This is a genomic window from Streptomyces sp. NPDC001717, from assembly GCF_042892775.1.
GTDB lineage: Bacteria > Actinomycetota > Actinomycetes > Streptomycetales > Streptomycetaceae > Streptomyces.
The window spans coordinates 52,919-79,222 of the sequence record NZ_JBIAUK010000021.1 but is presented as its reverse complement, the minus strand read 5'-3'; the positions used below and the strand labels follow the sequence as shown (position 1 = coordinate 79,222).

At 72.2% G+C, this 26,304-nt stretch carries 24 protein-coding genes; 10 read left to right on the top strand and 14 right to left on the bottom strand.

Annotated elements, in window-relative coordinates:
* The first annotated feature begins 1,195 nt into the window (after positions 1-1,195).
* Together ACFYZL_RS27665 and ACFYZL_RS27660 are read left to right on the top strand one after the other, a co-directional pair.
* Entirely contained in the window at positions 1,196-1,906 is a 711-nt protein-coding gene (locus tag ACFYZL_RS27665) for a pyridoxal 5'-phosphate synthase (protein ID WP_388682664.1), read from the top strand.
* A gap of 9 nt (positions 1,907-1,915) precedes the next feature.
* Positions 1,916-2,431 carry a hypothetical protein gene (locus ACFYZL_RS27660; RefSeq protein WP_388682662.1) on the top strand — a complete coding sequence of 172 codons (516 nt, stop codon included), beginning with the start codon at positions 1,916-1,918 and terminating at the stop codon, positions 2,429-2,431.
* Between the two features lie 21 nt (positions 2,432-2,452).
* Here the strand turns inward: ACFYZL_RS27660 and ACFYZL_RS27655 are convergent, their stop codons facing one another.
* Positions 2,453-2,869 carry a Zn-ribbon domain-containing OB-fold protein gene (locus ACFYZL_RS27655; protein ID WP_384747912.1) on the bottom strand — a complete coding sequence of 139 codons (417 nt, stop codon included), beginning with the start codon at positions 2,867-2,869 and terminating at the stop codon, positions 2,453-2,455.
* Positions 2,866-3,318 carry a DoxX family membrane protein gene (locus ACFYZL_RS27650; RefSeq protein ID WP_384747915.1) on the bottom strand — a complete coding sequence of 151 codons (453 nt, stop codon included), beginning with the start codon at positions 3,316-3,318 and terminating at the stop codon, positions 2,866-2,868. The genes ACFYZL_RS27655 and ACFYZL_RS27650 overlap by 4 nt, the downstream gene beginning before the upstream one ends.
* Before the next feature lie 371 nt (positions 3,319-3,689).
* On the opposite strand from ACFYZL_RS27650, the gene ACFYZL_RS27645 reads away from it, so the two are divergent.
* The 3 genes from ACFYZL_RS27645 to ACFYZL_RS27635 all read left to right on the top strand — a co-directional run bounded on the left by ACFYZL_RS27645 (position 3,690) and on the right by ACFYZL_RS27635 (position 8,308).
* On the top strand, positions 3,690-4,895 hold the full coding sequence (locus ACFYZL_RS27645) for a flavin-containing monooxygenase (RefSeq protein ID WP_388682659.1): 1,206 nt from the start codon (positions 3,690-3,692) through the stop codon (positions 4,893-4,895).
* Positions 4,896-5,083: 188 nt separating this feature from the next.
* On the top strand, positions 5,084-7,318 hold the full coding sequence (locus tag ACFYZL_RS27640) for an acetate--CoA ligase family protein (protein WP_384747921.1): 2,235 nt from the start codon (positions 5,084-5,086) through the stop codon (positions 7,316-7,318).
* Between the two features lie 183 nt (positions 7,319-7,501).
* Complete coding sequence (locus ACFYZL_RS27635) at positions 7,502-8,308, top strand: enoyl-CoA hydratase/isomerase family protein (protein WP_388682656.1); 807 nt, start codon at positions 7,502-7,504, stop codon at positions 8,306-8,308.
* A gap of 23 nt (positions 8,309-8,331) precedes the next feature.
* Here ACFYZL_RS27635 and ACFYZL_RS27630 read toward each other — a convergent pair whose 3' ends face one another.
* Entirely contained in the window at positions 8,332-9,126 is a 795-nt protein-coding gene (locus ACFYZL_RS27630; RefSeq protein WP_384747928.1) for a VOC family protein, read from the bottom strand.
* A 556-nt stretch (positions 9,127-9,682) separates the two neighbouring features.
* Here ACFYZL_RS27630 and ACFYZL_RS27625 point away from each other — a divergent pair.
* Together ACFYZL_RS27625 and ACFYZL_RS27620 are read left to right on the top strand one after the other, a co-directional pair.
* Positions 9,683-10,294, top strand: a complete 612-nt coding sequence (locus ACFYZL_RS27625) for a flavin reductase family protein (protein ID WP_388682738.1) — start codon at positions 9,683-9,685, stop codon at positions 10,292-10,294.
* 161 nt (positions 10,295-10,455) lie between these two features.
* Positions 10,456-11,388 carry a D-alanyl-D-alanine carboxypeptidase family protein gene (locus ACFYZL_RS27620; RefSeq protein WP_384747999.1) on the top strand — a complete coding sequence of 311 codons (933 nt, stop codon included), beginning with the start codon at positions 10,456-10,458 and terminating at the stop codon, positions 11,386-11,388.
* A 105-nt stretch (positions 11,389-11,493) separates the two neighbouring features.
* Here ACFYZL_RS27620 and ACFYZL_RS27615 read toward each other — a convergent pair whose 3' ends face one another.
* Genes ACFYZL_RS27615 through ACFYZL_RS27605 form a run of 3 tightly spaced genes read right to left on the bottom strand, consistent with a single transcriptional unit; the run spans position 11,494 to position 14,700 of the window.
* Positions 11,494-12,561, bottom strand: a complete 1,068-nt coding sequence (locus tag ACFYZL_RS27615; RefSeq protein WP_388682653.1) for a Zn-dependent alcohol dehydrogenase — start codon at positions 12,559-12,561, stop codon at positions 11,494-11,496.
* Positions 12,558-13,775, bottom strand: a complete 1,218-nt coding sequence (locus tag ACFYZL_RS27610) for an acyl-CoA dehydrogenase family protein (RefSeq protein ID WP_384747934.1) — start codon at positions 13,773-13,775, stop codon at positions 12,558-12,560. The genes ACFYZL_RS27615 and ACFYZL_RS27610 overlap by 4 nt, the downstream gene beginning before the upstream one ends.
* A 13-nt stretch (positions 13,776-13,788) precedes the next feature.
* The gene (locus tag ACFYZL_RS27605; RefSeq protein WP_388682651.1) at positions 13,789-14,700 is read right to left on the bottom strand and encodes an SDR family oxidoreductase; all 912 of its coding nucleotides are present in this window, start codon (positions 14,698-14,700) and stop codon (positions 13,789-13,791) included.
* Positions 14,701-14,860: 160 nt separating this feature from the next.
* On the opposite strand from ACFYZL_RS27605, the gene ACFYZL_RS27600 reads away from it, so the two are divergent.
* Complete coding sequence (locus ACFYZL_RS27600) at positions 14,861-15,787, top strand: cyclase family protein (protein ID WP_384747939.1); 927 nt, start codon at positions 14,861-14,863, stop codon at positions 15,785-15,787.
* A 521-nt stretch (positions 15,788-16,308) separates the two neighbouring features.
* Positions 16,309-17,019, top strand: coding sequence for a hypothetical protein (locus ACFYZL_RS27595; RefSeq protein WP_384747941.1), 711 nt, complete (start codon positions 16,309-16,311; stop codon positions 17,017-17,019).
* 292 nt (positions 17,020-17,311) lie between these two features.
* Here the strand turns inward: ACFYZL_RS27595 and ACFYZL_RS27590 are convergent, their stop codons facing one another.
* From ACFYZL_RS27590 to ACFYZL_RS27565, 6 genes are all read right to left on the bottom strand, one after another.
* Positions 17,312-17,626, bottom strand: a complete 315-nt coding sequence (locus ACFYZL_RS27590; protein WP_384747944.1) for a hypothetical protein — start codon at positions 17,624-17,626, stop codon at positions 17,312-17,314.
* A 26-nt stretch (positions 17,627-17,652) separates the two neighbouring features.
* On the bottom strand, positions 17,653-18,132 hold the full coding sequence (locus tag ACFYZL_RS27585; protein ID WP_388682647.1) for a hypothetical protein: 480 nt from the start codon (positions 18,130-18,132) through the stop codon (positions 17,653-17,655).
* Positions 18,133-18,457: 325 nt separating this feature from the next.
* Positions 18,458-18,922, bottom strand: a complete 465-nt coding sequence (locus ACFYZL_RS27580; protein WP_384747950.1) for an ATP-binding protein — start codon at positions 18,920-18,922, stop codon at positions 18,458-18,460.
* A 319-nt stretch (positions 18,923-19,241) separates the two neighbouring features.
* Positions 19,242-20,186: an acyl-CoA dehydrogenase family protein gene (locus tag ACFYZL_RS27575; RefSeq protein WP_384747953.1), complete on the bottom strand. Its 945-nt coding sequence runs from the start codon at positions 20,184-20,186 to the stop codon at positions 19,242-19,244.
* A gap of 5 nt (positions 20,187-20,191) precedes the next feature.
* Positions 20,192-21,346 carry an acyl-CoA dehydrogenase gene (locus ACFYZL_RS27570; protein WP_384747955.1) on the bottom strand — a complete coding sequence of 385 codons (1,155 nt, stop codon included), beginning with the start codon at positions 21,344-21,346 and terminating at the stop codon, positions 20,192-20,194.
* Entirely contained in the window at positions 21,346-22,560 is a 1,215-nt protein-coding gene (locus ACFYZL_RS27565; protein WP_384747958.1) for an amidohydrolase family protein, read from the bottom strand. The genes ACFYZL_RS27570 and ACFYZL_RS27565 overlap by 1 nt, the downstream gene beginning before the upstream one ends.
* 149 nt (positions 22,561-22,709) lie before the next feature.
* Here ACFYZL_RS27565 and ACFYZL_RS27560 point away from each other — a divergent pair, with 149 nt between their 5' ends.
* Positions 22,710-24,305 carry a class I adenylate-forming enzyme family protein gene (locus ACFYZL_RS27560; protein WP_388682643.1) on the top strand — a complete coding sequence of 532 codons (1,596 nt, stop codon included), beginning with the start codon at positions 22,710-22,712 and terminating at the stop codon, positions 24,303-24,305.
* Between the two features lie 100 nt (positions 24,306-24,405).
* On the opposite strand, the gene ACFYZL_RS27555 is transcribed toward ACFYZL_RS27560, so the two are convergent.
* Both ACFYZL_RS27555 and ACFYZL_RS27550 read right to left on the bottom strand, forming a co-directional pair.
* The gene (locus tag ACFYZL_RS27555; RefSeq protein ID WP_388682641.1) at positions 24,406-25,710 is read right to left on the bottom strand and encodes a maleylpyruvate isomerase N-terminal domain-containing protein; all 1,305 of its coding nucleotides are present in this window, start codon (positions 25,708-25,710) and stop codon (positions 24,406-24,408) included.
* Positions 25,707-26,288, bottom strand: a complete 582-nt coding sequence (locus ACFYZL_RS27550) for a sigma-70 family RNA polymerase sigma factor (protein ID WP_384747967.1) — start codon at positions 26,286-26,288, stop codon at positions 25,707-25,709. Before ACFYZL_RS27550 ends, ACFYZL_RS27555 begins: the two co-directional genes overlap by 4 nt.
* Between the last annotated feature and the right edge of the window lie 16 nt (positions 26,289-26,304).

The window sequence follows — 26,304 nt, the reverse complement described above, 5'->3', positions numbered from 1 at the left end:
GCCCCGGTCGGTCGGGACGGATAAGGGTTGGGGCTTTCCCGTCGGTCCCATGGTCCTTCCGCGTCGGGCCGCCCTGTCAAGGGCGCTCCCTGCGGTCGCGTCGCTGCGCGATCGCCTACGGCGACCCTTGACAGACCGACCCGCCACGGAAAGACAAGGACCAACGGGAAACCCCCAAAAGAACGGGCCGGGAGGAACGGAAACGACCGGGCGGAGCAGAAATGTCCGACCCGGCTCCGGCCCAGCAGGCCACTGCCCCACATGTCGACCACAAGAGCCCCGACGGGGGGGAAGGGCGCCCCAAATCGCTACGCGCTCCTCACGTCTCAGCGTCTGCGGTCCGCCTGGGGCTGGTCACGCGTCAGATCGCTACGCGCTTCTCTTTGACGGCGTCGGCGGTCGCTTTGGGCTGGACATAAGCCGCCCACGATCCCTACGCGCTTCCCGACGACCGCGACCGACCCCCTCCTGGGGCTGATGGACCCGAATTCGGACCAGATATCCGCCCCAGCCGACGGGTACCCGCGGGAGAGCACGATGGACACCAAAAACCCACACCCATATCGCATGAATTAGGGCATAACCTCAAGCATTTTGGCTGCTCACCTGCCCTGACTGCACTACAGGTTGAAATAGTCGCCGTTTGGCTCCGTCTTCCCCCTCGACGACCGTCGGACGCGGTCAGGGAAGAGGAATCGAGGCCTTGGGCGGCCTATGTCCAGCCCCAAACAGCCGTCGGACGCCGTCAACGCGGAGCGCGTAGCGATCTGGGGCGAGATCAGCCCCAGACGGACCGCAGAAGCTGAGAAATGAGGAGCGCGTAGCGATCTGGGGCGCCCTTCCTGCGGCTGGGGCTCTTGTGGTCGACATTTGGGGGGCCTGCCGGCGCGGAGCCGGGTCGGACATTCCTGTCCCGGCTGGTTGTTGCTGTTCCTCCCGGCCCGTTCTTTTGGGGGTTTCCCGTTGGTCCTTGTCTTTCCGTGGCGGGTCGGTCTGTCAAGGGTGGAGCGCAGCGACATCGCGCAGCGACGCGACGAAGGAGCGCCCTTGACAGGGCGGCCCGACGCGGAAGGACCATGGGACCGACGGGAAAGCCCCAACCCTTTTCGGTCCCGACCGACCGGGGCGCCGAAAGCCCCCACCCCCGCCCCGCCATTCGGTCAAGATCCCGACGGGCCCGAAGTAGCCTGGCCGCATGACGAACGAGAGCAGCGAAGCCGGCGGAACGACGGGCGCCGACGCGACGAGCGCCTACGAGTTCCGGGAGATCCTGCACTCCCTGCGCGTCTGGGACTCCCCGCTCCCCGCCTTCGACACCTCCGCCGCGCCCACCAAGCCGCTGCCGTTGTTCCGGGAGTGGTTCGTGGCGGCCGCCAAGGCCGGCCAGCTCGAGCCGCACACCATGAGCCTGGCGACGGTGGATGCTCAGGGGCGGCCCGACGTGCGGACGCTGATGCTGCACGACGCCGACGCGCGGGGCTGGCACTTCGCCTCGCACGCCACCAGCGCCAAGGGCCGGCAGCTGGCCGCGCAGCCCGAGGCCGCGCTCGGGTTTTACTGGCCGGCCGTGGCGCGGCAGGTGCGGATCCGGGGCCGGGTGACGGCGTGCGGGCCGCAGGAGAGCCGGGCGGACCTGGCCGTGCGCTCGCGCGGCGCGCTGGCCGCCGCGCTCACGGGGCGGCAGAGCGAGGTGCTCGGGTCGGTGGAGGAGCTGGCACGGGTGGCACAGGCCGCCTGGGAGCGGGCGGGTGCCGAGCCGGATGCGCCGGCTCCGACGTGGACGCGGTACGTACTCGACCCGGCCGAGGTGGAGTTCTTCCAGGGCGACCCGGCGCGCAGGCACGTACGGCTGCGGTACCGGCGTACGGCCGAGGGGTCCTGGGAGCGTGAATTGCTCTGGCCTTAGAGTGAGTTGATGGAGATCGGGTCGGTGGTCATTGCGGTGGTGGGCGTGGCGGGGACCTTGGGGGGCGCGATCCTCACCCAGCGGGGCTCCGAGCGCGTCAAGCGCAAGGAGATAGAGCTTCTGCGCGGCCACCAGGAGATACGTGAGCAGCTCGTGCTCCGTCGCACCTGCTATGCGGAACTCAACCGGGAAGCAAGGCAGTTGAACACCGCACTCAACAAGCACCTGCACGTCATGCGGGAGCGCACCGTCGAGGACGCCGACCGCGTCGCGCTCGACGAGGCTCGCAACGCCCACCGCGACCGGTACTCCGAGGCGCAGATGATCGCCCCCCGCGAGGTGCTCGCCCTGGCGAGCGCCTCCAACGACGCCTTGAGCGAGCTCTACGGACAGGTCAAACGCCTGGAACGCGGTGAGCCCGGGCCGGACGAGACGTTCGAGAGCGCGGCCCAGGCCCAGCAGGCGGTATGGGTCCACCTCCGGGCCATGCGGCACGCCATGCGCGAGGACCTCGGCGTGGAGTGAGCGGAGGGGTCGGCAGGACCGTCAGGCCGAAGGCCGGAACACCGGGACCGCCAGGCCCTCCGCCGCCTCGCGGAAGGTGACGGTCAGGGGCATCCCGATGCGGAGGTCCGCCGCCTCGCAGTCCACCACCTCGGTCATCATCCGGGGGCCTTCCGCCAGGTCGACCACCGCGGCCGTGTACGGGACGCGGGTGCCGAAGGGCGGGAGGTCGTTGCGGTGGATCACCGACCAGGTGTAGAGGGTCGCGCCGCCGCTCGCCGTCTCCCAGGAGACGCGGTCCTCGCCTGCCCAGCAGAACGGGCAGAACTCGCGCGGGTAGTGGTGGGCCCGCCCGCAGTCGGCGCAGCGCCGCAGCAGGAGGCGGCCTTCCGCGGCCGCGTCCCAGTAGGGCCGGGTGAAATCGTCCGCCTCGGGGAGGTCGTACCGCACGGTGTTCAAAGGAAGAGTCCGATCGCGGAGTCGAGGGACCAGGTCTGCCAGGCCATGGCGAAGAGGGCGACGAGCGAGATGAGCGCCATCATCGCGTTCTGCCCCTGCTCGGCCCAGTCGTGGATCATCAGCACCAGGTAGAGCAGGTTGAGCAGCAGGCCGCCGACCAGTGCGATCGGGGTGAGGAAGCCGAGTACGAGGCCGAGCCCGAGGGCCAGCTCCGCGTAGACGACGACGTACGCCATCAGCTTCGGGCGGGGCGCGACGACCGTCTCGAAGCCGCCCTTCACGAACGCCCAGCGGTGCTTGCCCGCGACGTCGGCGGCCCAGGCGATGCCGGTGCCGCGTTCGAACCAGCCCTTCTTGTCCTTGTGCCGCCAGCTCTCCAGCCACCACAGGCCGAGGCCTATCCGGAGCACGGCGAGCCATTCGGCGCCGCTGAGCCAGATGGTCTGCATCGCAGCTCCCACCCCTCGAATCGATCTGACGGTACGTCAGTTCAGCGGATCCGGGGCGATCCCGCAAGGGCCCGGTCGGGTCGAGGCCGCGCCGACATCGCCCACCCGGACGGAGAACGGATCGAGCGCCGGCCCGTCCGGCGCCTCCCCCTCCTCCGGATCCACCCAGGGAGGCGGTCGACCGCGAAGCCCCGACCGCGGTCGCGGAGCGGGAGGCACCCCGCCGCAGACCCGCGGTCCCCGCCCGGGCGGCACCCCGCGCCAAACGGCCCGTAACCGATCCGCAATCGATTCACTCCCTGCCCGCGACCCATCAACGCTGCGTGGCGATACGCTCACACCTCATGCCCGGAGTCCCCACAGCACCCGACATGACCACCCAGCCCCGCCCCGTGTACGTCATCGGGGGCGGCCCCGGCGGGCTCGCCGCGGCCGCCGCGTTGCGGGCCCGCGGGGTGCGCGCCGTGGTCGTCGAGAAGTCCGACGAGGTCGGCGCCTCGTGGCGCCGCCACTACGAGCGGCTCCACCTGCACACCACGCGCCGGCTCTCCGCCCTCCCCGGCCTGGCCATGCCGCGCCGTTTCGGACGCTGGGTCTCCCGTGACGACGTGGTGCGGTACCTGGAGAAGTACGCCGAGTTCCACGAGCTGGAGGTCGTCACCGGCGTCGAGGTGACCCGCATCGAACGCGCGGCCGACGCCGACGGCAACACCGACACCGGCACCGGCACCGGCACCGGCACCCCCGCCGACGGCGACCACGACGGCTTCACCCTGCACGCCACCGGCGGCCGGGTGCTGGCGGCCTCGGCCGTGGTCGTCGCCACCGGGTTCAACCACACGCCCGCGCTGCCCGACTGGCCGGGCCGGGACGCGTACACCGGCGAGCTGGTGCACGCCGCCGACTATCGCAATGCCGAGCCGTACGCGGGCCGCGACGTGCTGGTCGTCGGCGTGGGCAACACCGGCGCCGAGATAGCCGTGGACCTCGTCGAGGGCGGGGCGGCGCGGGTACGGCTCGCCGTGCGCACCGCCCCGCACATCGTGCGCCGCTCCACCGCCGGCTGGCCGGCCCAGCGCACGGGGATCCTCGTCCGACGGCTGCCCGTGCGGCTCGTGGACCGGCTCGGCCGGCTCGTCGCCAAGGCGTCCGTGCCCGACCTGTCGGCGTACGGGCTCCCGCGCCCCGACACCGGCCTGTACAGCAGGGTCAAGGAGGGGGCGATCCCCGTCCAGGACGTCGGCCTGATCGACGCGGTCCGGGCCGGCCGGGTCGAGCCGGTGGCGGCCGTCGACTCCCTCGACGGCGACGCCGTGGTCCTCGCGGACGGCACCCGCATCAGCCCGGACGCGGTGATCGCGGCCACCGGGTACCGGCGCGCCCTGGAGGGCCTGGTCGGGCACCTCGACGTCCTGGACGGGCGCGGACGCCCCCTCGTACACGGCGCCCGCACCCCCGCCCGGGCACCCGGCCTGTACTTCACGGGCTTCTCCAACCCCATCAGCGGGATGTTCCGGGAAATGGCCCTGGACGCGGAGCGGATCGCGAAGGCGGTGGCGCGGCGCCTCGGCGACTAGGTCGGGCGACCTACTCCGACCGAAAGGAGTCTGGACCTTCCCCTAAGCGTCTGCGACCGTTCCACACATCACCTCCACCACCTTTCCTGCGCAGCCCTGTTCCTGACGGCGCGTCAGTTCAGTAATCTGACTACGCGTCAGTTATTTGAGGTTCCATCGATGTTCATCGAGCAGGAGCGGGCGGAACGATGCTTGGATCTACTCACGGCACCCTCACCACCGACTTCCGCGCACGTGTCGAGGCCTGCGGGGAGTCCCCCAGAACGGCCGTCCACTCGACGGCCGCGCCGTCCGCCGAGGACACGGTCGCGGTGGACGTCAGCGGACGGCCACTGCATGCCGACGTGCCCGACCTGGACCGGTTCTTCCGGCCCGAGTCCGTGGCCGTCGTCGGCGCCTCCGACGCCGAGGGCAAACCGAACACCGGTATCACCCGCCAGCTGATCGCGTGGGCGGAGCGCGTGGGCGCCCGGATCCATCCCGTGCACCCCACCCGCGCCACCGTCTTCGGACTGCCCTGCCACGCCTCCGTGGCCGACCTGCCCGAGCAGGTGGACCTCGCCGTCCTCCTGGTCGGCGACCCCCTCCCCGTCATCGAGGAACTCGCCGAGACGAAGGTCAAGTTCGCCGTCGCCTTCGCCTCCGGCTTCGCCGAGACGGGTGACGCGGGCGCGGCCGCCCAGGCCCGCCTCGGCGCCGCCGTCCAGCGCTCGGGCCTGCGCCTCCTCGGCCCCAACACCAACCTCAACGCCTTCGAGAAGTTCCGCGACGACCTCGACGGACCGGCGATCGCGCTGATCACCCAGTCCGGCCACCAGGGCCGGCCCGTCTACACCCTCCAGGAGCTCGGCATCCGCCTCTCCCACTGGGCGCCGACGGGCAACGAGGCGGACCTCGAAACCGCCGACTTCATCTCCTACTTCGCCGAGCAGCCCGAGGTCGGCGCCATCGCCTGCTACGTCGAGGGACTCAAGGACGGCCGCTCCTTCCTCCTCGCCGCCGACCGGGCCGCCCGCAACGGGGTCCCCGTCGTCGCCGTCAAGGTCGGCCGCACCGAGACCGGCGCGCGCATGGCCGCCTCCCACACCGGGAAGCTGACCGGCGCGGACACCGTCGTGGACGCGGCCATGCGCCAGTTCGGCGTCATCCGGGTGGACGGCCTGGACGAGCTCCAGGACACCGCCGCCCTCCTCGCCCGGGCCCGCAAGCCGAAGGCCGACGGGGTCGTCGTGTACTCGATCTCCGGCGGCACCGGAGCCCACTTCTCGGACCTGGCCACGGAGGCGGGCCTCACCCTCCCCACCCTCTCGGACGCCAAACAGGCCGAACTCCACCAGTGGATCCCGGAGTACCTGAACGTCGCCAACCCCGTCGACAACGGCGGCCACCCGGTCGGCGACTGGCGCGGCCGCAAGATCATCGACGCCATCCTGGCCGACCCGTCCGTCGGCGTCCTGATCTGCCCGATCACCGGCCCGTTCCCCCCGATGAGCGACAAGCTCGCCCAGGACCTGGTGGACGCCGCCGAGGCCACGGACAAGCTGATCTGCGTGATCTGGGGCTCCCCCGTCGGCACCGAGGAGGCCTACCGCAGCACCCTCCTGGGCTCCTCCCGCGTGGCCACCTTCCGTACGTTCGGCAACTGCATCACCGCCGTACGGGCCTACCTCGGCCACCACCGCTTCACCGCCGGGTACCGCTCCCCCTTCGAGGACGCGCCCCGCACGCCCTCGCCCTCGTACCGCAAGGCGCAGGCGCTGATGCGCCCCGGCCAGCAGCTCAGCGAGCACGCGGCGAAGCAGCTGCTGCGGGCGTACGGGATACGGGTCCCGCGCGAGCAGCTCGTGACGAGCGCGGCGGCGGCGGTCAGGGCGGCGGGCCTGGTCGGCTACCCGGTGGTCATGAAGGCGTCGGGACCGCAGCTGGCCCACAAGACGGAACTGGGCCTGGTCAAGATCGGCCTGACCTCGGCGAGCCAGATCCGCGACGCGTACCGCGAGCTCACGGACATCGCGCGCTACGAGAACGTCCCGCTGGACGGCATCCTGGTCTGCCAGATGGTGGAGCGGGGCGTGGAGATGGTCGTGGGCGTCACCCAGGACGACCTCTTCGGCCCCACCGTCACCGTCGGACTCGGCGGCGTCCTCGTCGAGGTCCTGCGGGACGCGGCGGTCCGCGTGCCGCCGTTCGGCGAGGACCAGGCGCGGGCGATGCTCGGCGAACTGCGCGGGCACGCGCTGCTGGAGGGGGTCCGGGGGGCTCCGCCGGCGGATGTGGACGCGCTGGTGGAGGTCATCCTCCGGATCCAGCGGATGGCCCTGGAACTGGGCGACGAACTCTCCGAGCTGGACATCAACCCCCTGATGGTCCTGCCCCGCGGGCAGGGGGCGGTGGCACTGGACGCCCTCACCATCTGCCGCTGACGCTGCGCTCAGCCCCGCTTGCCCCCGCGCCCCGCCGCCGCGCTCGGGGGCGGAGCCCCAGGGAACGGTGGAAGGGCGGGGCGGGGAGCGGCTCCGCGCAGCGGCAACCCACCCGTACCCGCAGCACTCACTCGCCACCCACCATCCGTCGACCGTCCACCCACCCCGAACGGGAGTTCAGCGATGACCGAGGCACCGGCCCAGGACGCGACCATCCTGCACCGCACGGACAACAACGTCTCCTGGATCACCCTCAACCGCCCCGACGCCATGAACGCCCTCACCTGGGACCAACGCGAACGCGTCATCGCCCTGCTCGCGGACGCCTCCGCCGACCCCGCCATCCGCGCCGTGGTCGTCACCGCCACCGGCAAGGGCTTCTGCGCGGGCGCGGACCTCCGCGGAGGGCCCGCCCCCACCGACCGCGTCGCCGGCGACGTGGCCCGCGTGATCCGCCTCGGCGCGCAGCGGCTGATCACCGCGGTCCTCGACTGCGAGAAGCCGGTACTCGCCGCCGTCAACGGCACGGCCGCCGGCATCGGCGCCCACCTCGCCCTCGCCTGCGACCTCGTCATCGCCGCCGACACCGCCCGTTTCATCGAGGTGTTCGTCCGCCGCGGCCTCGTGCCCGACGGCGGCGGCGCGTACCTCCTCCCCCGCCTCGTCGGACCGCAGAAGGCCAAGGAGCTGATGTTCTTCGGCGACGCCCTCCCGGCCGCGGACGCGGAGCGCCTCGGCCTGGTCAACAAGGTCGTGGCACCCGAGGACCTGGAGGCCGCCGCCCGCGAGTGGGCCGAGCGCCTCGCCCAGGGCCCGACCCGGGCCATCGCCATGACGAAGCAGCTCGTGAACGCGTCCCTGGACAGTGACCGGGCGACCGCACTGGCCACCGAGGCCACCGCTCAGGAGATCAACATGACCACCGCCGACGCGAACGAGGGCGTGGCGAGCTTCGTGGAACGCCGCACGCCCAAGTACCTCGGACGCTGATCCGCACGACGAAGCCCCGGCACCTACATCCGCGGGTCCGGCCTCAGCAGCGCGAACACCGCTCCCGCCGGGTCCGAGCCCCAGGCGATGCGGCCGACGCCCGGCACGTCCACCGCGGGCATCAGCACCTCACCGCCGTTGCCCTCGATCGCCACGGCGGCGGCGTCGACGTCGGCCGCGTTGAAGTACGGCACCCAGCGCGGCAGCATGTTCGACGCGCCGCCCGCGCCCTCGCCCAACGGCGCGATCCCGCCGAAGGACGTCATCTGCTTGTCGCCCTCCGCCGTGCTCAGTACCCGGTACGTCATGCCGGGCGTCTGCATCTCCTCGTGCCGCCAGCCGAAGAGCCCGTGGTAGAAGGCGATGGCCGAGTCGGGGTCGGGCACGTGCAGTTCCACCCACACCAGGCTGTTCGGCGCGGACGTCAGCTCCAGCCCGACCGTCTTCCCCGGCTGCCAGCACGCGAACTGCGCGCCCTGCGGGTCGGTGAACTGGGCGAGCCAGCCCTGGCCCATCACGTCCATGGGCTCCGTGCGCACCGTCCCGCCCACGTCCCCGACGGCCCGGGCCGTGGCGCGGATGTTCTCGGTGTTGAAGTACGTCATCCACGCGGAGGGCGCGCCGCCCTCCGTCAGGGGTCCGACCGCGGCCACGGTCTTCCCCGCCACCTGGAAGAACCCGTACCCGCCGGCGTCGGGCCCGGCGGATACGAAGTCCCAGCCGAAGACGTGCCGGTAGAACGCGGCGGAGGCGTCGACGTCGGGACTGCCGAGGTCGAGCCAGTTGGGTGATCCGGTGCGGAAGTCGGTGCCGAGCATGGGCGACTCTCCCAAGGTGGTGAGGATTCGGGTGCGCCCGACACGATGCCGAACCCCGCGCGCGCGGGGACGTACCCGCCGCCCACCGGACGGGGGCTTCACCCGAGTGGAGGCACCTACCCGGCCGTGGAGGGGGACGGGGCGGAGGACGGGGCAGGGGCGGAGGACGGGGCCGGGACGTCCCGCAGGGAGGGCAGGTCGCGGAACTGGTCGTGGAAGGCGGCCTTCAGGTCCGGGGAACGTTCCTCCGCCTCCCTGAAGGCCTCGTCCCCGCCCCGCCCGCGAGCAGCTCGCCGAGCCGCCTCGCCGGCCGGTCGGGGTGGGTCGGGGACAGCAGGGGTGACGACTGCCCTCCCGGCAGCCGAGCGGCCTGGGACTCCCGGCTTCCGGGCGTGGTGAAGCCGCACGCCGAGCAGAGCAGGCCGGTGCCGTTCATGTCCCGTGTCGCACGAGGGAGTTCACAACGTCATGGAACGTGGGGGCGGCCGCGGCGTCCCACGGCTTCCCATCTGACGCTCCGTCAGGTTCAATCGTGGATGTGATGGGACACGCAGGGATGGCGGCCACCGTCGTCCGATACCTCAGGTCAGTAGGCTCCCCCACCTCCACCGCGGCGGAAGCGGAGCCCGTGGACGTTCTGCCGCGCCCCGACCTGCGGGCCGTCGGGGAGGACGAACGCGCCCCCGTGAGCCCCGCCGAGTTCCGTGCCGTGCTCGGGAACTTCGCCAGCGGGGTCACCGTCATCACCGCCCCGCCCGGCGAGGGGGAGGACGGACCGGCCGGCTTCGCCTGCCAGTCGTTCGCCTCGCTCTCCCTCGACCCGCCGCTGGTCACCTTCATGGTGGCCCGTACGTCGACCACCTGGCCCCGCATCGCCCGCGCCGGGGTGTTCTGCGTGAACATCCTCGGCGCCGAACAGGGCGAGCTGTGCCGGGCCTTCGCCGTCAGCGGCGCCGACAAGTTCGCCGGGGTCGGCCACAGCCCCGCCCCCGCCACCGGGTCGCCGCAACTCGACGACGTACCCGCCTGGATCGACTGCCGGATCCACGCCGTCCACACCGGCGGCGACCACCTCATCGTCGTGGGCCGGGTCGAGGCCATGGGTGCGGCCGGCGAGGACGGCCCGCTGCTGTTCCACAAGGGCAGGTTCGGCCGGTTCAGCGCCTGAGCGCCCCCGTCCCGCCCCCGTCCCGCGCCCACCCGGCGCCCACCCGTCCGCAAAGCAGGCTACCGATGCGTAAGCTCCCCCCGGGGGCCGAGACACCTCACTGTCGTCCCGGCCCCTCGATTTCCACTCATCCAGGGGGATTTGGCTTGATTTTGAACATGATGCGCCGCGCGCGCGGCGCCGTCGCCGTCAGCGTCGCCACGGGAGCCCTGCTCGTCGCCGCGGTGCCCGCCGCGTCGGCCGCGCCGACCGCCGCGCCTCCGAACACGGCCGCGGGCTCGATCCTGATCGACGGCACCACGGGGGCCACGCTCGACGCCAAGAACGCCGACACCAAGCGGCAGGGCGCGAGCACCACGAAGATCATGACGGCCGCACTGATCATCCGTATGCCCGGTGTCGACCTCAACAAGAAGGTCACCATCAAGCAGGAGTACCTGGACTACGTCGTCCGGGAAGGTGCGAGCACCGCCCACCTGAAGGCCGGCGCCACTCCGACCGTCCGTCAGCTCCTCTACGGTCTGATGCTGCCGTCGGGCTGCGACGCGGCCTACGCGCTCGCCGACACCTTCGGCAAGGGCGCGACCACGGCGGAGCGCACCAAGGACTTCATCGCGCAGATGAACGCGAAGGCGAAGGCCCTGGGCATGACCCGGACCACCTACGACTCCTTCGACGGCATCTCGCCGACCGGCAACAACCTCACGACCCCGCGCGACATGGCGAAGCTGACCAAGTACGCCATGATGGGCACCACGTTCCCGGCGATCGTGAAGTCCACGTCGTACAGCAGCGGCGGCACCTCCACCGACGCCACCTGGTACAACACCAACCTGCTCATCCGCGAGCGTCCCACCGGCTACGCGTACCCGGGTGCCATCGGCGTCAAGACCGGCACCGGCACCGCCGCGGGCAAGTGCCTCGTCTTCTCCGCGACCCGCAACGGCAAGACCGTCATCGGCGTCATGCTGAACGACGAGGAGCGCTACGCGGACGCCATGAAGCTCATGGACTGGGCTCTCGGCGCGAGCGCCGGCTCCGGTGCGGCGCTGCAGCGCAGCAACACCGAGCCGATCCCCGACGTCCTCGACTGACGTTGACGTTGACGTCGACCTCGATCCGGTCGCTCTGATCGACGGCTCCTCCACCGGCGGGTACGACCACCCGCCGGCGGGGGAGCTCCGTCGTTTCCGAGCCCTTCAGAAGGTGAGCACGCCCCGCGCCACGCGCCCGTGGTGGGCGTCGTCGGCGGCCTTCGCGAAGTCCTCGACCGGGTAGACCTCCGTGACCAGCTCGTCCAGCAGCAGCCTGCCCTGCCGGTAGAGCTCGGCGTAGAGCGCGATGTCGCGCTGCGGCCGCGAGGAGCCGTACCGGCAGCCCATGATGGTCTTGTCGAGGTACATCGAGGAGACCTGGAAGGACGCCTCCTCCTTGAAGCCGGGCACCCCGAGCAGGATGGCCTGCCCGTGCCGGTCCAGGAGGTCGATGGCCTGCCGGATCAGCCTGACGTTGCCCACGCACTCGAAGGCGTGGTCCGCGCCCGTCGGGAGGATCTCCTTCACCGCGGCCGAGGAGTCCGCCACCGCGGACGCGTCGATGAAGTGCGTGGCCCCGAACTGCCGGGCCACCGCCTCCTTCGCCGGGTTCGCGTCGACCGCCACGACGGTGGTGGCGCCCGCGATCCGCGCGCCCTGGAGCACGTTCAGCCCGATCCCGCCGGTGCCGATGACGACCACCGACTCGCCCCGGTCCACGCGGGCCCGGTTCAGGACCGCGCCCACGCCCGTCAGCACCCCGCAGCCGATCAGCGCGGCCGAGGTGAGGGGGATGTCCGCCGGGATCTTCACGGCCTGCACGGCCTTGACGATCGTGCGCTCCGCGAAGGCCGAGTTCGACGCGAACTGGTACAGCGGCTTCCCGCCCCGCGAGAAGGGCTGCCCGGGCATCCCGATCGCCTTGCGGCACATCGTGGGCCGCCCCCGGTCGCAGTCCGCGCACGCCCCGCAGTTGGCCAGCGTGGACAGCGCCACGTGGTCCCCGGGAGCCACGTGCGTGACCCCGGAACCGACCGCCTCCACGACCCCCGCGCCCTCGTGGCCGAGGACCACCGGCGGCGGGAAGGGGATCGTCCCGTCGATCACCGAGAGGTCGCTGTGGCACAGCCCGGCCGCCGATATCGCGACGAGCACCTCCCCCGGCCCCGGGTCCCGGATCTCCAGGTCGTCGACCACCTGCGCCTGCTTGCCGTCGAATACGACGCCTCTCACCGCGACTCCTTAGGCAGGCCGAGCACGCGCTCGGCGATGATGTTCCGCTGGATCTCGTCCGAGCCGCCGTAGATCGTGTCGGCACGGGTGAACAGGAACAGCCGCTGCTCCTCGTCGAGTCCGAGCTCGTACGGGAGCCCGGGCGCCCAGGCCGCCCCGGCCGGTCCGGCCGTCGCCGCCGCGCCGCGGACCTCGACCGCGAGCTCGCCGAGCCGTTTGTGCCAGCCGCCCCACAGCAGCTTGGCCACGCTCGGGGCCCCCGGATCCCCTTCGGCGCCCAGGGTGCGCAGGGCGTTCCACCGCATCGTGCGCAGCTCCGCCCACTGGCGCACCAGCCGATCCCGCAGTACGGGATCGTCCGCGCCCGCCGCCGCGCCGGACGCGGCGTACGAGGCCAGTACGCGCTCCAGCTCCGCCGCGAAGCCGATCTGCTGGACCAGCGTCGAGACCCCCCGCTCCAGCGCGAGCAGCCCCATGGCCACGCCCCAGCCCTCGCCCTCCGCGCCGACGACCTCCGCCGCGACCGCCCCGTCGAAGAAGACCTCGTTGAACTCAGAGGTCCCCGACATCTGGCGGATGGGCCGGACCTCGACCCGCCCCGGCTGGTCCATCCGTACGAGGAGGAACGACAGCCCCCGGTGACGGCGCGAGCCCGGCTCGGTGCGGGCCAGGACGAAGCACCAGTCGGCGTCCTGGGCGAGCGAGGTCCAGATCTTCTGGCCGGTGACCCGGTACAGCCCGTCGGCCGGGTCCCGGACGGCGGCCGTGCGGATCGCGGCGAGGTCGGAGCCGGCGCCGGGCTCGCTGTAGCCCTGGCACCACAGTTCCTCGCCCGCCGCGATGCCGGGGAGGAAGCGGCCCTGCTGCTCCCGGGTGCCGTACGCGATGAGCGTGGGCGCGAGGAGGTTCTCCCCGATGTGGCCGACCCGGCCGGGGGCGCGCAGCGCCGCGTACTCCTCGGCCCACACCACCTGCCCGGTCAGCGAGAGCCGCCGCTGCCCGTACGCCCCCGCGGGCACGTCCCAGCCCTGCCCGATCCAGCCCCCGCGGCCCAGCTCGCGCTCCCACGCGCGCCGGGCGCCGACCTCCTCGTGCTCGCTGCCCGGTCCGCCGAGGCCGACCGCCTGCGCGTACGGGCCGACGAGGTGCTCCGTCAGCCACGTCCGGGCGTGGCCGCGCAGCTCCTCGTCCTCGGCCCCGAAGCCGAAATCCACGGCGCTCCCCCCGTCAGGCGTTGGGGCGGTCCTTGGCGGCCGCCGCCTTGGCCATGGCCTCCAGCTGGGCCAGCATCGGCATCGGGTCCTTGCCGACCGTTCCGGGGAGGAAGTCGGCGATCTTCTCCGGGGTCCAGGCGCCCTCGGCGTACCCGGCGCGCAGTTCGCGCGGCTGCGCCCAGACGGCGATCTTGGGGCCGGCGATCGTGTAGACCTGCCCGGTGATGTCCTCGGCCTTGGCGCGGTCGCTGAGCAGGTAGGTGACGAGCGCGGCCACGTCCTCGGGCTCGCCGATCTCCTTGAGCTCCATGGGGACGTTGGCGGACATGCGGGTACGTGCCACGGGCGCGACCGCGTTGGCCGTGACCCCGTACTTGGCGAGCCCGAGGGCGGCGCTGCGTACGAGCGAGATGATCCCGCCCTTGGCGGCGCTGTAGTTGGCCTGGGCGACGGAGCCCTGGTGGTTGCCGCTGGTGAAGCCGATGAGCGTGCCGGTGCCCTGCTTGCGCATCACGGCGGAGGCGGCGCGGAACACGGTGAAGGTGCCCTTGAGGTGGGTGGCGACGACCGGGTCCCACTCCTCCTCGGACATGTTGAACAGCATCCGCTCGCGCAGGATGCCGGCGACGCACACGACCCCGTCGATGCGTCCGTACTGCGCGAGGGCGGTGTCGACGATGCGCTGCCCACCGGCCATGGTGGAGATGTCGTCCGCGACGGCTACGGCCTCGCCGCCCGCGGCGAGGATCTCCTTCACCACGCCTTCGGCGATCTCGCTGGTCGGCTCTCCGCCCTCGATGCCCACCCCGTAGTCGTTGACGACGACCTTGGCCCCCTCGGCGGCCGCGGCGAGTGCCACGGCCCGCCCGATGCCCCGGCCGGCGCCGGTGACGGCGACGACTTTGCCTGCCAAGAAGTTCCCCACGTCCGGCCCCTTCCCACGTTTTCTGACGGACCGTTAGATTCTATGGGCACGCCGACGCCGGAGCACAAGCCCCCGTTGCCTTCTCTCCGCTCGCCGCCTCTCCGCTCGCCACGTCCGCCACGTCCGCCACGGTTCTCCACGCAAGGAGCTGTCGACGCCCATGACCATGCCCGCCGAGTTCCACGACATCGCCAAGCGCGTCAACAACTGGGGCCGCTGGGGGGCCGACGACGAGATCGGCACCCTCAACCTCATCACCGACGAGGTCGTCCGCGCCGCCGCGGCGGAGATCCGCAGCGGCCGCCGGATACCGCTCGCCCTGCCCCTCAAGGAGGACGGGGTCCAGGCCGGCATGATCCCCGGCCGGATCAATCCGCTGCACACGATGGTGCAGATCAACCAGGAACTCTTCGGCCCGGGCACGGTGGCGTGCAGCGACGACGCCGTGACGATGGGCCTCCAGTCCGCCACCCACTGGGACGCCCTGACCCACGTCTCCCACTCGGGCCGGATCTACAACGGCCGCCCGGCGTCCACGATCACGGCGCACGGCCGCGCCGAGTTCAGCGGCATCGACAAGGCCGGCCACATCGTCTCGCGCGGGGTCCTGCTCGACGTGGCCCGTGCGAAGGGCCTCGACCGCCTCCCCGGCGGGCACGCCGTCACTCCCGAAGACCTGGCCGAGGCGGAGGAGTTCGGCGGGGTCACGGTCCGCGCGGGGGACATCGTCCTGGTCCGCACCGGCCAGATCCAGGTCTACCTGGCGGGCGACAAGCACGCCTACGGCTTCCCGTCACCCGGCCTGTCCGTGCGCACCCCGGAGTGGTTCCACGCCCGGGACGTGGCGGCGGTCGCGAACGACACCCTCACCTTCGAGATCTTCCCGCCGGAGATCGAGAACCTCTGGCTCCCGGTGCACGCCCTCGACCTCGTCGAGATGGGCATGCACCAGGGTCAGAACTGGAACCTCGAAAAGTTGTCCACAGCCTGTGCAGAAGAAAGCCGGTACGCCTTCCTCCTCTCGGCGATGCCGGAACCCTTCGTCGGCGCGGTGGGCACCCCGGTCGCCCCGGTCGCCGTCCTCTGAACTCCGGGGCCCGGGGTCACGGCGGCCGGGGCGCATCGGTGGGCGCCGCATCGGCCGGGGTCACCGCACCCGGGGTCACGGCCGCGGGCGCCCGAGGTGCGGGGCCTTCCCCCGCACCGCCCACACCTTCCGACGCCCCGCACCCGGCGGCGATCAGTCCCAGTACGGTCGCCGTTCCCGCCGTCACGGCTTTGATCGAGATGCGCTTGAACACCGTCCACCTCTACTGCCGCGAGTCCCTACGGGCCGTGCGCCCACGGTGTGGCGGCAGGCTGCCGAACGTATCCGCGCGGGCGCCGCAGCGGCCAGGACCGGGGCCCGGAGCGGCCGGAACCGGCAGGGGCGGGACCGATTCCGGGCGCATCCGCCGCGCATCCGCCGTGCACCAGCCCGACGGGCGCGCATGCGTTCACGAGCCACCGATCCGACGCCCGCACCTCCCTGGAACCATGAGGTGTCCATGACGCGTCACTGATCGGAAGCGGACACCCCGGTCCCCACCGCCGCCCCCAGGAGAAACGATGTCCAACCCGTACCAGGCCTTTCCGCCCCCGCCCTCACCCCCGCCACGCCGCCAGAACAACACCGCCGCAGTCCTCGTGGTCGTCTTCGTGGTCATCGCGGCCCTCTACGGCGTCTCCCGGGTGCTCCTCGCGGACGACTCCAAGGGCAACGGCAAGCCCTCCTCGTCCCCCACCCTGGGCGCCCCCTCCTTCAAGCCCTCCGACCCCGGCAACCCGGAGTCCTCTTCCGACACCTCCAGCGCCTGGAAGGTCGGCGACTGCGGCGGCCCGGACCCGAACGACCAGCCCGACGGCTACCGGCGCCAGAAGTGCGACGCCACCGGCGCCACCTTCAAGGCCATCGACATCAAGGAAGCCGGCATCCTCCCCGGCTCGATCCAGTGCCCGGCCGGCACCGACCTGATGATCAAGGTGAGCATCTCCTACAACGGCGGCAAGAGCAGCGGCATCCCCACCAACACCGTCTGCGGCCGCAACCTCTCCGGCGATCACCCCGGCGACGCGGGCGCCGGCGGCGGCCAGCTGGTCAAGGGCGACTGCATAACCGACCAGGCGAAGGAAGTCCCCTGCGCGGGCGCCCCCAAGGGCACGTACAAGGTCCTCGGCCTCGTCAAGACGAAGGACGAATGCCCGTCGGGCACCACGGAACCGATGCAACTCACGATCGCGGTCGGCCGCCCGTACGACGTGATCTGCGCGGAGGGCTAGGTCGTCTCTTTCGGATCTTGCCGGTCAGGCCCGCGTCGTCCGGTGCCGTGCATCGGCGCCTTGGCGGGGCGCCCTTGTACTGGACGTACTCGGGCGCTCCGCCAAGGCGGCGAGGTGCGGTGCCGGGCGGCGCGGGCCAGGCAAGATCCGGAAGAGACGGCCTAGTCCGCCCCCGTCGCCGACGCCCCCGCCGCCCACACGGCGGCGGGGCACGGCGCCCGCCCGGCACGCCGCCGCATCGGCCTCCGCCACGGCACGCGGGTGCGGCCCTGCCCCGGGTCCGGGACGGGGCTCACGAAGCGGCCGACGCCGCCACGAAGGCCCGCGCCTCCCGCAGGTACGCCAGGCACCCGTCCACGTCCTGCGGCACGAGCCGGACCCACTCCCGCATCGGATGCCCGGGCCGCGTCTCGCACGGCGACCCGACCCCCGCCCCGACGAGCTCGGCGACCCGCCCGGCGGGCAGCTTCACCACGACGTCGGCCTCGGTGGCGAAGGCGTAGAACTTCCCCCCGGTCTTCACCCCGAGCGACCGCAGCATGCGCCCCCGCTCGTCCCCCGGATACTCGACGGACAGAGCGGCCACGGCCTCTTCGAAAAGCTCCACGCCCGCCATTGTTCCCGCCCCGCCCGTCAATCCCAGGCATTGAACAGCGCGGCCCCCAGGGTCCTCGGCCCCCAGTACGCGATCTGCTTCAGCTCGGCGGCCGACAGCACCGAGGTGTCCCACTCCCCGAGCGGCGACAGCAGCTGCGCGGCGCTCGGCACCACGAACCCGGCGTCGCCGAACGCGGCGACGCCCCAGGCGGGGGGCTCCAGGAACTCGTCGGTGTACCCGTGCTTCCGTTCCTCGACGAAGGCGACCAGCGGCTGGTGCGCATGGAACAGCACCACGTGTCGTCCACCGGCCCCGTCGATAACCGTCGCACTGTGGAAGTCGTACGGGTACGCCCGCTCCACGAAATCCCCGGGCTGCCCGCCGGCGGCGAAGGCGGCGGCGTACCAGGCGGCCCGGCACCTCCCGACCTCGACCTCACGCAGCGGCGCCTCGCCCGCGTGCCAGAACCCGGTCGCCCCCGTCTCAAGGCGGAAGCCGCCCTGGGAACCGTCCATACCAGCCACCTACGCGTCCGCCGACCCCAGCCACCGAACCGCTCGGCGCGTACTTGCGGTCGATCAGCCCCAGCTCGTGCTGGTGACCGAGCCCGACTCTAGCCATGGACCAGGACAGGTTCCGTCCCACCCGGACGCGTTTCATCGGCGGGACCCACCCCGGCCGGGCTGTTGCGGGTGGCGGCGGCGCGCATGCACGCCCCGAGCGCGGCACGGCGGCCGCCACCCCGCGACCCGCACTCGTCAAGGCAGGCCCTTGGCGTCCCCTCGCGTCGAATCGCTCCACACCAGGGTGATCAAGATGTGACGGATCGTCAATATCTCGTTAGAGGTACACGTGTGGTTCCCGACCGGAGGGGTGAATTTTCGGCGGGCCGCTCGTGGCCCCGTCCGACGCCGCCTTCTCCGCCCGGTCGACCTCGCACCAGATCCGCTTGCCCGCACCCTCGCGCTGCCAGCCCCACCGGTCCGCCAGGCCGTCCACCAGCTCCAGGCCCCGGCCGTTGGTGTCGTCTCCCGCCGCCTGCCGGCGGCTCGGCGCCCGGTCGCTCGTGTCCGCGACCTCGACCCGTACGCCCGGCCCCCGGAACAGCATCCGCAGCACGGCCGGACAGCCCGTGTGCACGACCGCGTTCGTGACCAGCTCCGAGATCAGCAGGATCAGCGTCTCCGCGAGCGGCTCGTCATCGCCTATGCCCGACCCGGCCAGCCGCGAACGCGCCCACCGGCGGGCCCGGCCGACCTCGGCTGGGTCCGGTCCTACCTCCAGCTGAACCTGAAGCACCTGCACCGCTCACACCATCCGAACCGGCGGACACTTCGCCTCGCGACAGGATGGGATCACCCAGCGTGATCCCCGTGTCGAGCAGCATGGTTGACATACAGTCACCACAACAAGCGCTTCGGGCATATTCCCGCGCGATGCAGTGGATGTGGTGCATACTGTGCGGCTCCCGCGCCGCTCAACCGCCCGCATCGTGGGAGCGTACCGTGACGGGCCCGCCACTCCGGGCCGTTGACGGGCGGGCGAAGGACACAAACCGATATCAACTCTCTGTAATCGGACATGCGTCCCCCGCCGTCCCACCCGTGCCTTCCGTGACAGTGGGCTACACAGCAGCGGACAGCAGGAGTTCGGCCGCCAGCAGCTCCTCCGCCTCCCCCGCCGTCCGCCACTGCTCGGCCCGCACCCACGCCCGCTTCAGGTGCAGGTGCACGTCCGCCTCCCACGTGAAGCCCATCCCGCCGTGCACCTGCAGGCAGTCCCGGGCGCCCCGCACCGCCGCCTCGTCCGCCAGCAGCTTCGCCGCCGCGATCTCACCGTCGTCGGACGTCACCGCCGCCGCGTAGACCGCCGTACGGGCCACCTCCGCCCGCACCAGCATCTGCGCGCACAGGTGCTTCACCGCCTGGAAGGCCCCGATCGGCTGCCCGAACTGCTCGCGCTCCCCCGCGTACCGCACCGCCAACTCCACCGTCCGCAGCGCGCTGCCCACCTGGAGCGCCGCCGTCAGCAACGCCCCCACGGAGCGGTGCTCCGAGCCGTACGACACGTCCGCGCACGAAGACGAAGAGATGCGGTGCAGCGGCGTCAGCGGGTCCGCCGAGCGCACGGGAGAACCGGCGGGCACCCCCTCGGCCCCCGTGGCCCCCTCGGCCCCCAGCACCGCGTCCGCCTCCCCCGCGTACGCCACCAGGCCCCCGCCCAGGTCGCACGCCGTCACCACCGCCGTCCCCTCGGCCGCCCCCGGAACCACCCCGGCGGCCAGGTGCGTGGCCACCAGCGGCCCCGGCAGCAGGACCCGCCCGGCCTCCTCGAAGACCAGCACCGCCTCCGCGAGCCCGAGGCCGACACCCCCCTCGGACTCGGGGAGGCGCAGCGCGAAGAAGCCCGCCTCGCCCAGCTCCCGCCACAGCGCACGGTCGACGACGGGGGCACCGCCGTCCACCGCGTCCACCGACGCCCGCAGCGCCTCGCGCCCGTACCGGCCCTCCAGCAGGTCCCGTACGCCCGCCCTCAGGTCCCCCTGCTCCTCCGTCGGTTGGAAGTCCACGCCCGTCACCGGCCCTTCGGGAGGCCGAGGATCCGCTCGGCGACGATGTTCTGCTGGATCTGCGAGGTGCCCGCCGCGATCGTGTACGAGAGCGAGGAGAGCCGGTCCAGGGTCCACTCCTCCTCCAGCACCAGGGACGAGGCCCCCAGCACCTCCGCCGCCACCTCGTACAGCTCCTGCCGGGCGTGCGAGTACGCCAGCTTGAAGACCGAGCCCCCGATCCCGGGGACCCCGCCGGCCCGCTGCGCCTCGCTCACGTTCCACTGGGTGAGCCGCCACAGGGCGCCGAACTCCCCGTACAGCCGCCCCAGCCGGCGCCGCAGCACCGGGTCGTCCCAGCGGCCGTTCGCCCTGGCCGTGCGGGCCAGCTCGCCCAGGGTGCGGCGGCAGGCGACGACCTCGCCGACGAAGGCGGTGCCCCGCTCGAAGGACAGCGTCACCATCGTGACCCGCCAGCCGTCGTTCTCCGCGCCGACGCGGTTGGCGACCGGGACCCGCACCTCGTCGAGGAACACCTCCGCGAACTCCGTCGACCCGGCGAGCGTCCGCAGCGGCCGCACCGTCACCCCCGGCGCGTCCATCGGCATGGCCAGCCAGGAGATCCCGCGGTGCTTCGGGGCCGCCGGGTCGGTCCGCACCAGCAGCTCGCACCAGTCGGCGACCTCCGCGTGCGAGGTCCAGATCTTCGACCCCGTGATCACGTACTCGTCGCCGTCACGGACCGCGCGCGTGCGCAGCGAGGCCAGGTCGGAGCCCGCGTCCGGCTCGCTGAAGCCCTGGCACCACACCTCGTCCCCGCGCAGCACGGGCGGCAGCCAGCGCGCCCGCTGCTCCGCCGTGCCCTCGGCGGCGATGGTGGGGCCGGCGTGCAGCAGCCCGACGAAGTTCGCCCCGACGTACGGGGCTCCCGCGCGCTCGGTCTCCTCCAGGTAGATCAGGTGCTGGGTGGGGGTGGCCCCGCGACCGCCCGCGTCCACCGGCCAGTGCAGCCCCGCGTACCCGGCCTCGTACAGCCTGCGCTGCCAGCCCATGTCGTACGCCCGCCGGCCCGGCCAGTCGTCGGGCGACGGCTTGGCGGGGAGCTCGGGGAGCACCTTGGCGAGCCATTCGCGCAGCCGCGCCCGGAACTCCCGCTCCTCCTCGGTGTAGGTGAGGTCCACTACTCGACCCGCCCCCGACCCTTGTCGAGGTCGAGGCCGAGCATGCGGATGGCGTTGCCGCGCATGAGCTTGTAGATCGTCTCGTCGTCCAGCCCCTTCACGTGGTCGAGGGCGACGTCCTTGGTGTGCGGGAAGGTCGAGTCCACGTGCGGGTAGTCGGTCTCGAAGGTGGCGTTGTCGCGGCCCACCACGTCCAGCGAGGCGATGCCGTGCTTGTCGCGGAAGAAGCAGCAGAACATCTGCCGGTAGTAGTACGTGGACGGCGGCTCGGGGATCAGATCGCGCACCCCGCCCCAGGCCCGGTGCTCCTGCCAGACGTCGTCCGCGCGCTCCAGGGCGTACGGAATCCAGCCCATCTGGCCCTCGCTGTAGGCGAGCTTCAGCGTCGGGAACTTCACCAGCACCCCGCTGAAGAGGAAGTCCATCATCGAGGCCATGGCGTTGTTGAAGCTGAGCGAGGCCTGCACGGCGGGCGGCGCGTCGGGTGAGGCGGCGGGCATCTGGGAGCTGGACCCGATGTGCATGTTGATCACCGTGCCGGTCTCCTGGCAGACGGCGAAGAAGGGGTCCCAGTAGCCGGAGTGGATGGACGGCAGCCCCAGGTACGTCGGGATCTCGGAGAAGGTCACGGCGCGCACGCCTCGGGCGGCGTTGCGCCGGATCTCCGCGACCGCGAGGTCGATGTCCCAGAGCGGGATGATGCAGAGCGGGATCAGCCGGCCGCCGCTGTCACCGCACCACTCCTCGACCATCCAGTCGTTGTACGCGCGCACGCAGGCGAGCGCCACTTCCTTGTCCTGGGCCTCGGCGAAGGTCTGCCCGCAGAAGCGCGGGAACGTCGGGAAGCACAGCGAGGCCTCGACGTGGTTGAGGTCCATGTCGGCGAGCCGCGCCTTGGGGTCCCAGCAGCCGCGCCGCATCTCCTCGCGGGTGATCCCCTCCAGCGTCATGTCGTCGCGGTCGAAGCCGACGGCGGCGATGTTGCGCTTGTACGGGAACTTCAGGTCCTCGTAGATCCACCAGTCGGTCGGCGGGCCGTCGGGGTCCATGGTGATCACGTACTTGCCGCCGGTGTACTCCAGCTCGCCGATGCCGGCGGTGAGCGCCTTGGGTCCTCGGTCGCGGTACTTGGCCGGCAGCCAGACGTCGAAGAGGTGGGCGGGTTCGATCACGTGGTCGTCGACGCTGATGATCCGAGGCAGTTCCAGTCCCATTGGCCGTCTCCCCATTTCCCGTACACGCATGCCATCAATCTGATGGATCGTCAGAAACAAGCTAGCCCCGCCACCCCTGGACCGACAAGCGTCGGCGCTCTACGCTCTGCGCTTGATCTGACTATCCGTCAGCTATGGGGAGGTCTGGGATGACGGAGACGCCGGGCACGGCCGCCGACACCGGCAGGAGCACGGGCGACACGGCCACCGCCACCGAACTGGGCCGCAGCGCCACCCTCTGGGAACTCGTCGCCCGCCGGGCGGCGCTCAGCCCCCGCACCACCGTCCTCATCGAGGCCGCCGAGGACCCCGCCGCGGACCGCACGCTCACCTTCGGCGAGCTCCGCGACCGCGCCGAGCGCGTCGCCGCCGGCCTCTACGACATGGGCGTACGCCGCGGCACCGTCGTCGCCTGGCAGCTGCCCACCCGCATCGAGACGGTGCTCCTCTCGATCGCCCTCGCCCGCATCGGCGCCGTCCAGTCCCCCGTCATCCCCTTCTACCGGGACCGGGAGGTCGGCTTCGCGCTGCGCGAGTCCAAGGCCGAGTTCTTCGCCGTCCCCGGCACCTGGCGGGGCTACGACCACACCGCGATGGCCTCCCGGCTCGGCGCGCGCGGCGTCTTCGAGGCGTACGAGACCCTCCCGGACGGCGACCCGGAACTGCTCCCCCCGCCGCCCGCCACCGGCAACGACGTCCGGTGGATCTACTGGACCTCGGGCACCACCTCCGACCCCAAGGGCGTACTGCACACCGACCGCTCCCTGATCGCCGGCGGCTCCTGCCTCGCTCACGCACTGCACCTGACCCCGGCGGACGTCGGCTCGATGGCCTTCCCCTTCGCGCACATAGCCGGACCGGACTACACGGTGATGCTGCTCCTCTACGGCTTCCCCGCCGTCCTCTTCGAAAAGTTCGCGATGCCTGACGCCCTCGACGGCTACCGCCGCCACGGCGTCACCGTCGCCGGCGGCTCCACGGCCTTCTACTCGATGTTCCTCGCCGAGCAGCGCAAAGCCCCCTCCACCCCCCTCATCCCGAGCCTCCGCCTCCTCGCGGGCGGCGGCGCCCCCAAACCGCCGGAGATCTACCACGCCGTCGTACGCGAGCTCGGCTGCCAGTTGACCCACGGCTACGGCATGACCGAAGTCCCGATGATCACCATGGGCGCCCCGGACGACACCCCCGAAAACCTCGCCACCACCGAGGGCCGCCCTCCGGAGGGGATGTCGATCCGCATCACCACCCCCGACGGCACCCCGCTCCCCCCGGACACGGACGGTGAGGTCCGCCTCCGCGGCGAGGCGGTCTGCCAGGGCTACCTCAACGCCGACCAGTCATCGGAGGTCTTCGACCAGGACGGCTACCTGATCACGGGCGACCTCGGCCACCTCACCCCGGACGGCTACCTGGTCCTCACGGGCCGCAGCAAGGACGTCATCATCCGCAAGGGAGAGAACATCTCGGCGAAGGAGATCGAGGACCTCCTCCACCAACTCCCCGCCGTGGCGGACGTGGCGGTCATCGGCCTCCCGGACCCCATCCGCGGCGAACGCGTCTGCGCGGTCGTCGAACAACCCCCGGGAGCCACCCCCCTGACCCTCCCCCAACTCACGTCCCACCTGCGCGCCCAGGGCCTGTCCCCCCACAAACTCCCCGAACAACTGGAACTCCTGGACTCCCTCCCCCGCAACGACGCCCTGCGCAAGGTCCTGAAGTACAAACTCCGCGAGCGGTACGCCTGAGGGGCCGGCGGGGGCGAGGGTACGGGGGCACGCGCGGTCGGGAGTGCCCCCGCACGCACGTGAGGGCGCACCGGCGCCCACCGCGCGTGAAGGCGTACCCCTACAGCCGGCTCAGCGAAGCCGCCGCGAAGAGGACGTCCCTGATCGCCTCGCGGTCGCCGTGTTGGCCCACCGCCGCCTCCTCGGGGGAGATGTGGCCCGCGGCCAGCTGGCAGAACTCCATGCCGTCCAGGGCGATCTCCGCCACCGTGTGCTCCGCCGACGGCTTCGCGCCCGGTGAGTCCAGGGCGATGTCCCAGCCGCCACCGCCCGCGCCCTCGATCTCCAGGTGGAGCGTGCGGCCCGGTGCGCCCGCCGCGACCAGACCGCGGGCCGGAGCCGCCAGGCCCGCGCGGCGGCGCTGGGCCAGGGCAGCCGGGAGCAGGCGGGCCGCCAGGTCGATCATGCGGTGCAGGTGCGGGCCGGACGGCGGCTCGTACGGGTAGTCCACCGCCTCCGCGATGTCCCACGCGTGCACCCAGCACTCGAAGGCCCGCTCCAGGAAAGCGTCCCCGAGCGGCAGCGCGAAGGGGCCGTAGTCCACGGACAGTTCCGCGACTCCCCTCCCCGCGAAGGACACCGTGCGCACCAGGGTGTGCCCCTGGTCCCGCCACGGCTCGCGGACCTGCCGCGGCGTCGGGTACGACGCCGTGCTCCAGAAGTACTCGGTACGGGCGGCCGGGTCGCCCTTCGGCGCGTCGGGGCCGAGCGGATCGTCCAGACCGAGGGCGCCCGCGACCAGGCCGTCGTCCGTGAGCAGGTGTCCGATGACCCCGGCGACGGTGGTCCGCCGGGTGCGGCTGTGCTCGTCCTCGAACCACTTCAGGCGCACCGGGGTGTGCCATTCCGAGTCCCCGAAGTCCTGGAGCAGGGCGTCCAGCCGCGCGGTCTCGGTGTCGTACGGACTCGCCCACACCGGCACCGGGATGCGGGCCGGCCGCTTGCCGAGGCAGTCCTCCAGCACCCGCGAGCGCAGCAGCGGCTTGAGATCGAGGCTCTCCTCGGGGTGCAGCAGCCCTACGGCGTCGCGCAGGCGCAGCGCCTCGTCCGCGCAGGCCGCGCACTCGGTGAGGTGGTCCTCGACGGCCTGGGTCTCCTCGGAGGAGCAGGCGGCCAGCGCCCACGCGCCGAGCAGGGACTTCAGTACGGCGTGCGAGGGCGGCGGCTGCGGCAGCGGCACGGGGGCGTGCCGCGGGTCGAGGTCGTCGGCGGCTCCGCGGGGGCCCGGTATCCGTGAACCGCCGCCGGGGCGGGATCCGGGGGCACCGGAGTCACCACCGCCGTCGCGGCCGCCCGGGCCGTCGTACCCGTCGTATCCCTCGTGTCCGTCGTATCCGTCGTCGGGCGATTCGGCGGGGCCGTTCATCGGGACGTTCCATATTCGCTCGGGCCGTAGCCGGGCGGCCGGGCCGTGTCCTCCTGGGGGAGGGTGTTGGCGGTCGACAGCAGTTGGAGGCCGAGCCGCAGCCGGCGGCGCGCCTCGTCCTCGCTGATCCGGAGGTCTGCGGCGGCCTGCCGGTAGTCACGCCGCTTGAAGTAGGCGAGTTCGAGGGCGGCGCGCAGGGGTGCGGGCATGGAGGTCACGATGTAGTCCGCGCGGGCGGCCGCGTTGGCACTGCGCACTTTCTGCTCCAGCTCTTCACGCGATCCCCGACCCAGTTCGACCTGGCGCAGCCGTGCCACGGCCTGCCCCTGGGTGATCCGGGCGACCCAGGAACGCATGGAGCCCTGCTTGGGGTCGTAGGCGTCCGGGTTCTCCCAGATGTAGCCGAACACCTCACGGGTGATCCGGTCCGCCGCCTTCTCGTCGCCCAGCACCCGGTGCGCGAGGCTGTGCACGAGCGAGGCGAAACGGTCGTAGAGCTCACCGAGCGCGGCCGCCTCGCCGCGCGCGAGGCGCTGCTGCATGCGGCGGTCCCAGCGCGGTGGTACGTCCTTCGCCATAAGTGCCCCCAGCCGT

What these genes read in the sequence shown, in the direction of transcription:
- ACFYZL_RS27665 (WP_388682664.1), top strand. Translation starts at nt 1,196, where the DNA reads ATGACGAACGAGAGCAGCGAAGCCGGCGGAACGACGGGCGCCGACGCG.
- ACFYZL_RS27660 (WP_388682662.1), top strand. Translation starts at nt 1,916, where the DNA reads ATGGAGATCGGGTCGGTGGTCATTGCGGTGGTGGGCGTGGCGGGGACC.
- ACFYZL_RS27650 (WP_384747915.1), bottom strand. Translation starts at nt 3,318, where the DNA reads ATGCAGACCATCTGGCTCAGCGGCGCCGAATGGCTCGCCGTGCTCCGG.
- ACFYZL_RS27645 (WP_388682659.1), top strand. Translation starts at nt 3,690, where the DNA reads ATGACCACCCAGCCCCGCCCCGTGTACGTCATCGGGGGCGGCCCCGGC.
- ACFYZL_RS27640 (WP_384747921.1), top strand. Translation starts at nt 5,084, where the DNA reads ATGCTTGGATCTACTCACGGCACCCTCACCACCGACTTCCGCGCACGT.
- ACFYZL_RS27635 (WP_388682656.1), top strand. Translation starts at nt 7,502, where the DNA reads ATGACCGAGGCACCGGCCCAGGACGCGACCATCCTGCACCGCACGGAC.
- ACFYZL_RS27630 (WP_384747928.1), bottom strand. Translation starts at nt 9,126, where the DNA reads ATGCTCGGCACCGACTTCCGCACCGGATCACCCAACTGGCTCGACCTC.
- ACFYZL_RS27625 (WP_388682738.1), top strand. Translation starts at nt 9,683, where the DNA reads ATGGCGGCCACCGTCGTCCGATACCTCAGGTCAGTAGGCTCCCCCACC.
- ACFYZL_RS27620 (WP_384747999.1), top strand. Translation starts at nt 10,456, where the DNA reads ATGCGCCGCGCGCGCGGCGCCGTCGCCGTCAGCGTCGCCACGGGAGCC.
- ACFYZL_RS27600 (WP_384747939.1), top strand. Translation starts at nt 14,861, where the DNA reads ATGACCATGCCCGCCGAGTTCCACGACATCGCCAAGCGCGTCAACAAC.
- ACFYZL_RS27595 (WP_384747941.1), top strand. Translation starts at nt 16,309, where the DNA reads ATGTCCAACCCGTACCAGGCCTTTCCGCCCCCGCCCTCACCCCCGCCA.
- ACFYZL_RS27585 (WP_388682647.1), bottom strand. Translation starts at nt 18,132, where the DNA reads ATGGACGGTTCCCAGGGCGGCTTCCGCCTTGAGACGGGGGCGACCGGG.
- ACFYZL_RS27565 (WP_384747958.1), bottom strand. Translation starts at nt 22,560, where the DNA reads ATGGGACTGGAACTGCCTCGGATCATCAGCGTCGACGACCACGTGATC.
- ACFYZL_RS27560 (WP_388682643.1), top strand. Translation starts at nt 22,710, where the DNA reads ATGACGGAGACGCCGGGCACGGCCGCCGACACCGGCAGGAGCACGGGC.
- ACFYZL_RS27555 (WP_388682641.1), bottom strand. Translation starts at nt 25,710, where the DNA reads ATGAACGGCCCCGCCGAATCGCCCGACGACGGATACGACGGACACGAG.
- ACFYZL_RS27550 (WP_384747967.1), bottom strand. Translation starts at nt 26,288, where the DNA reads ATGGCGAAGGACGTACCACCGCGCTGGGACCGCCGCATGCAGCAGCGC.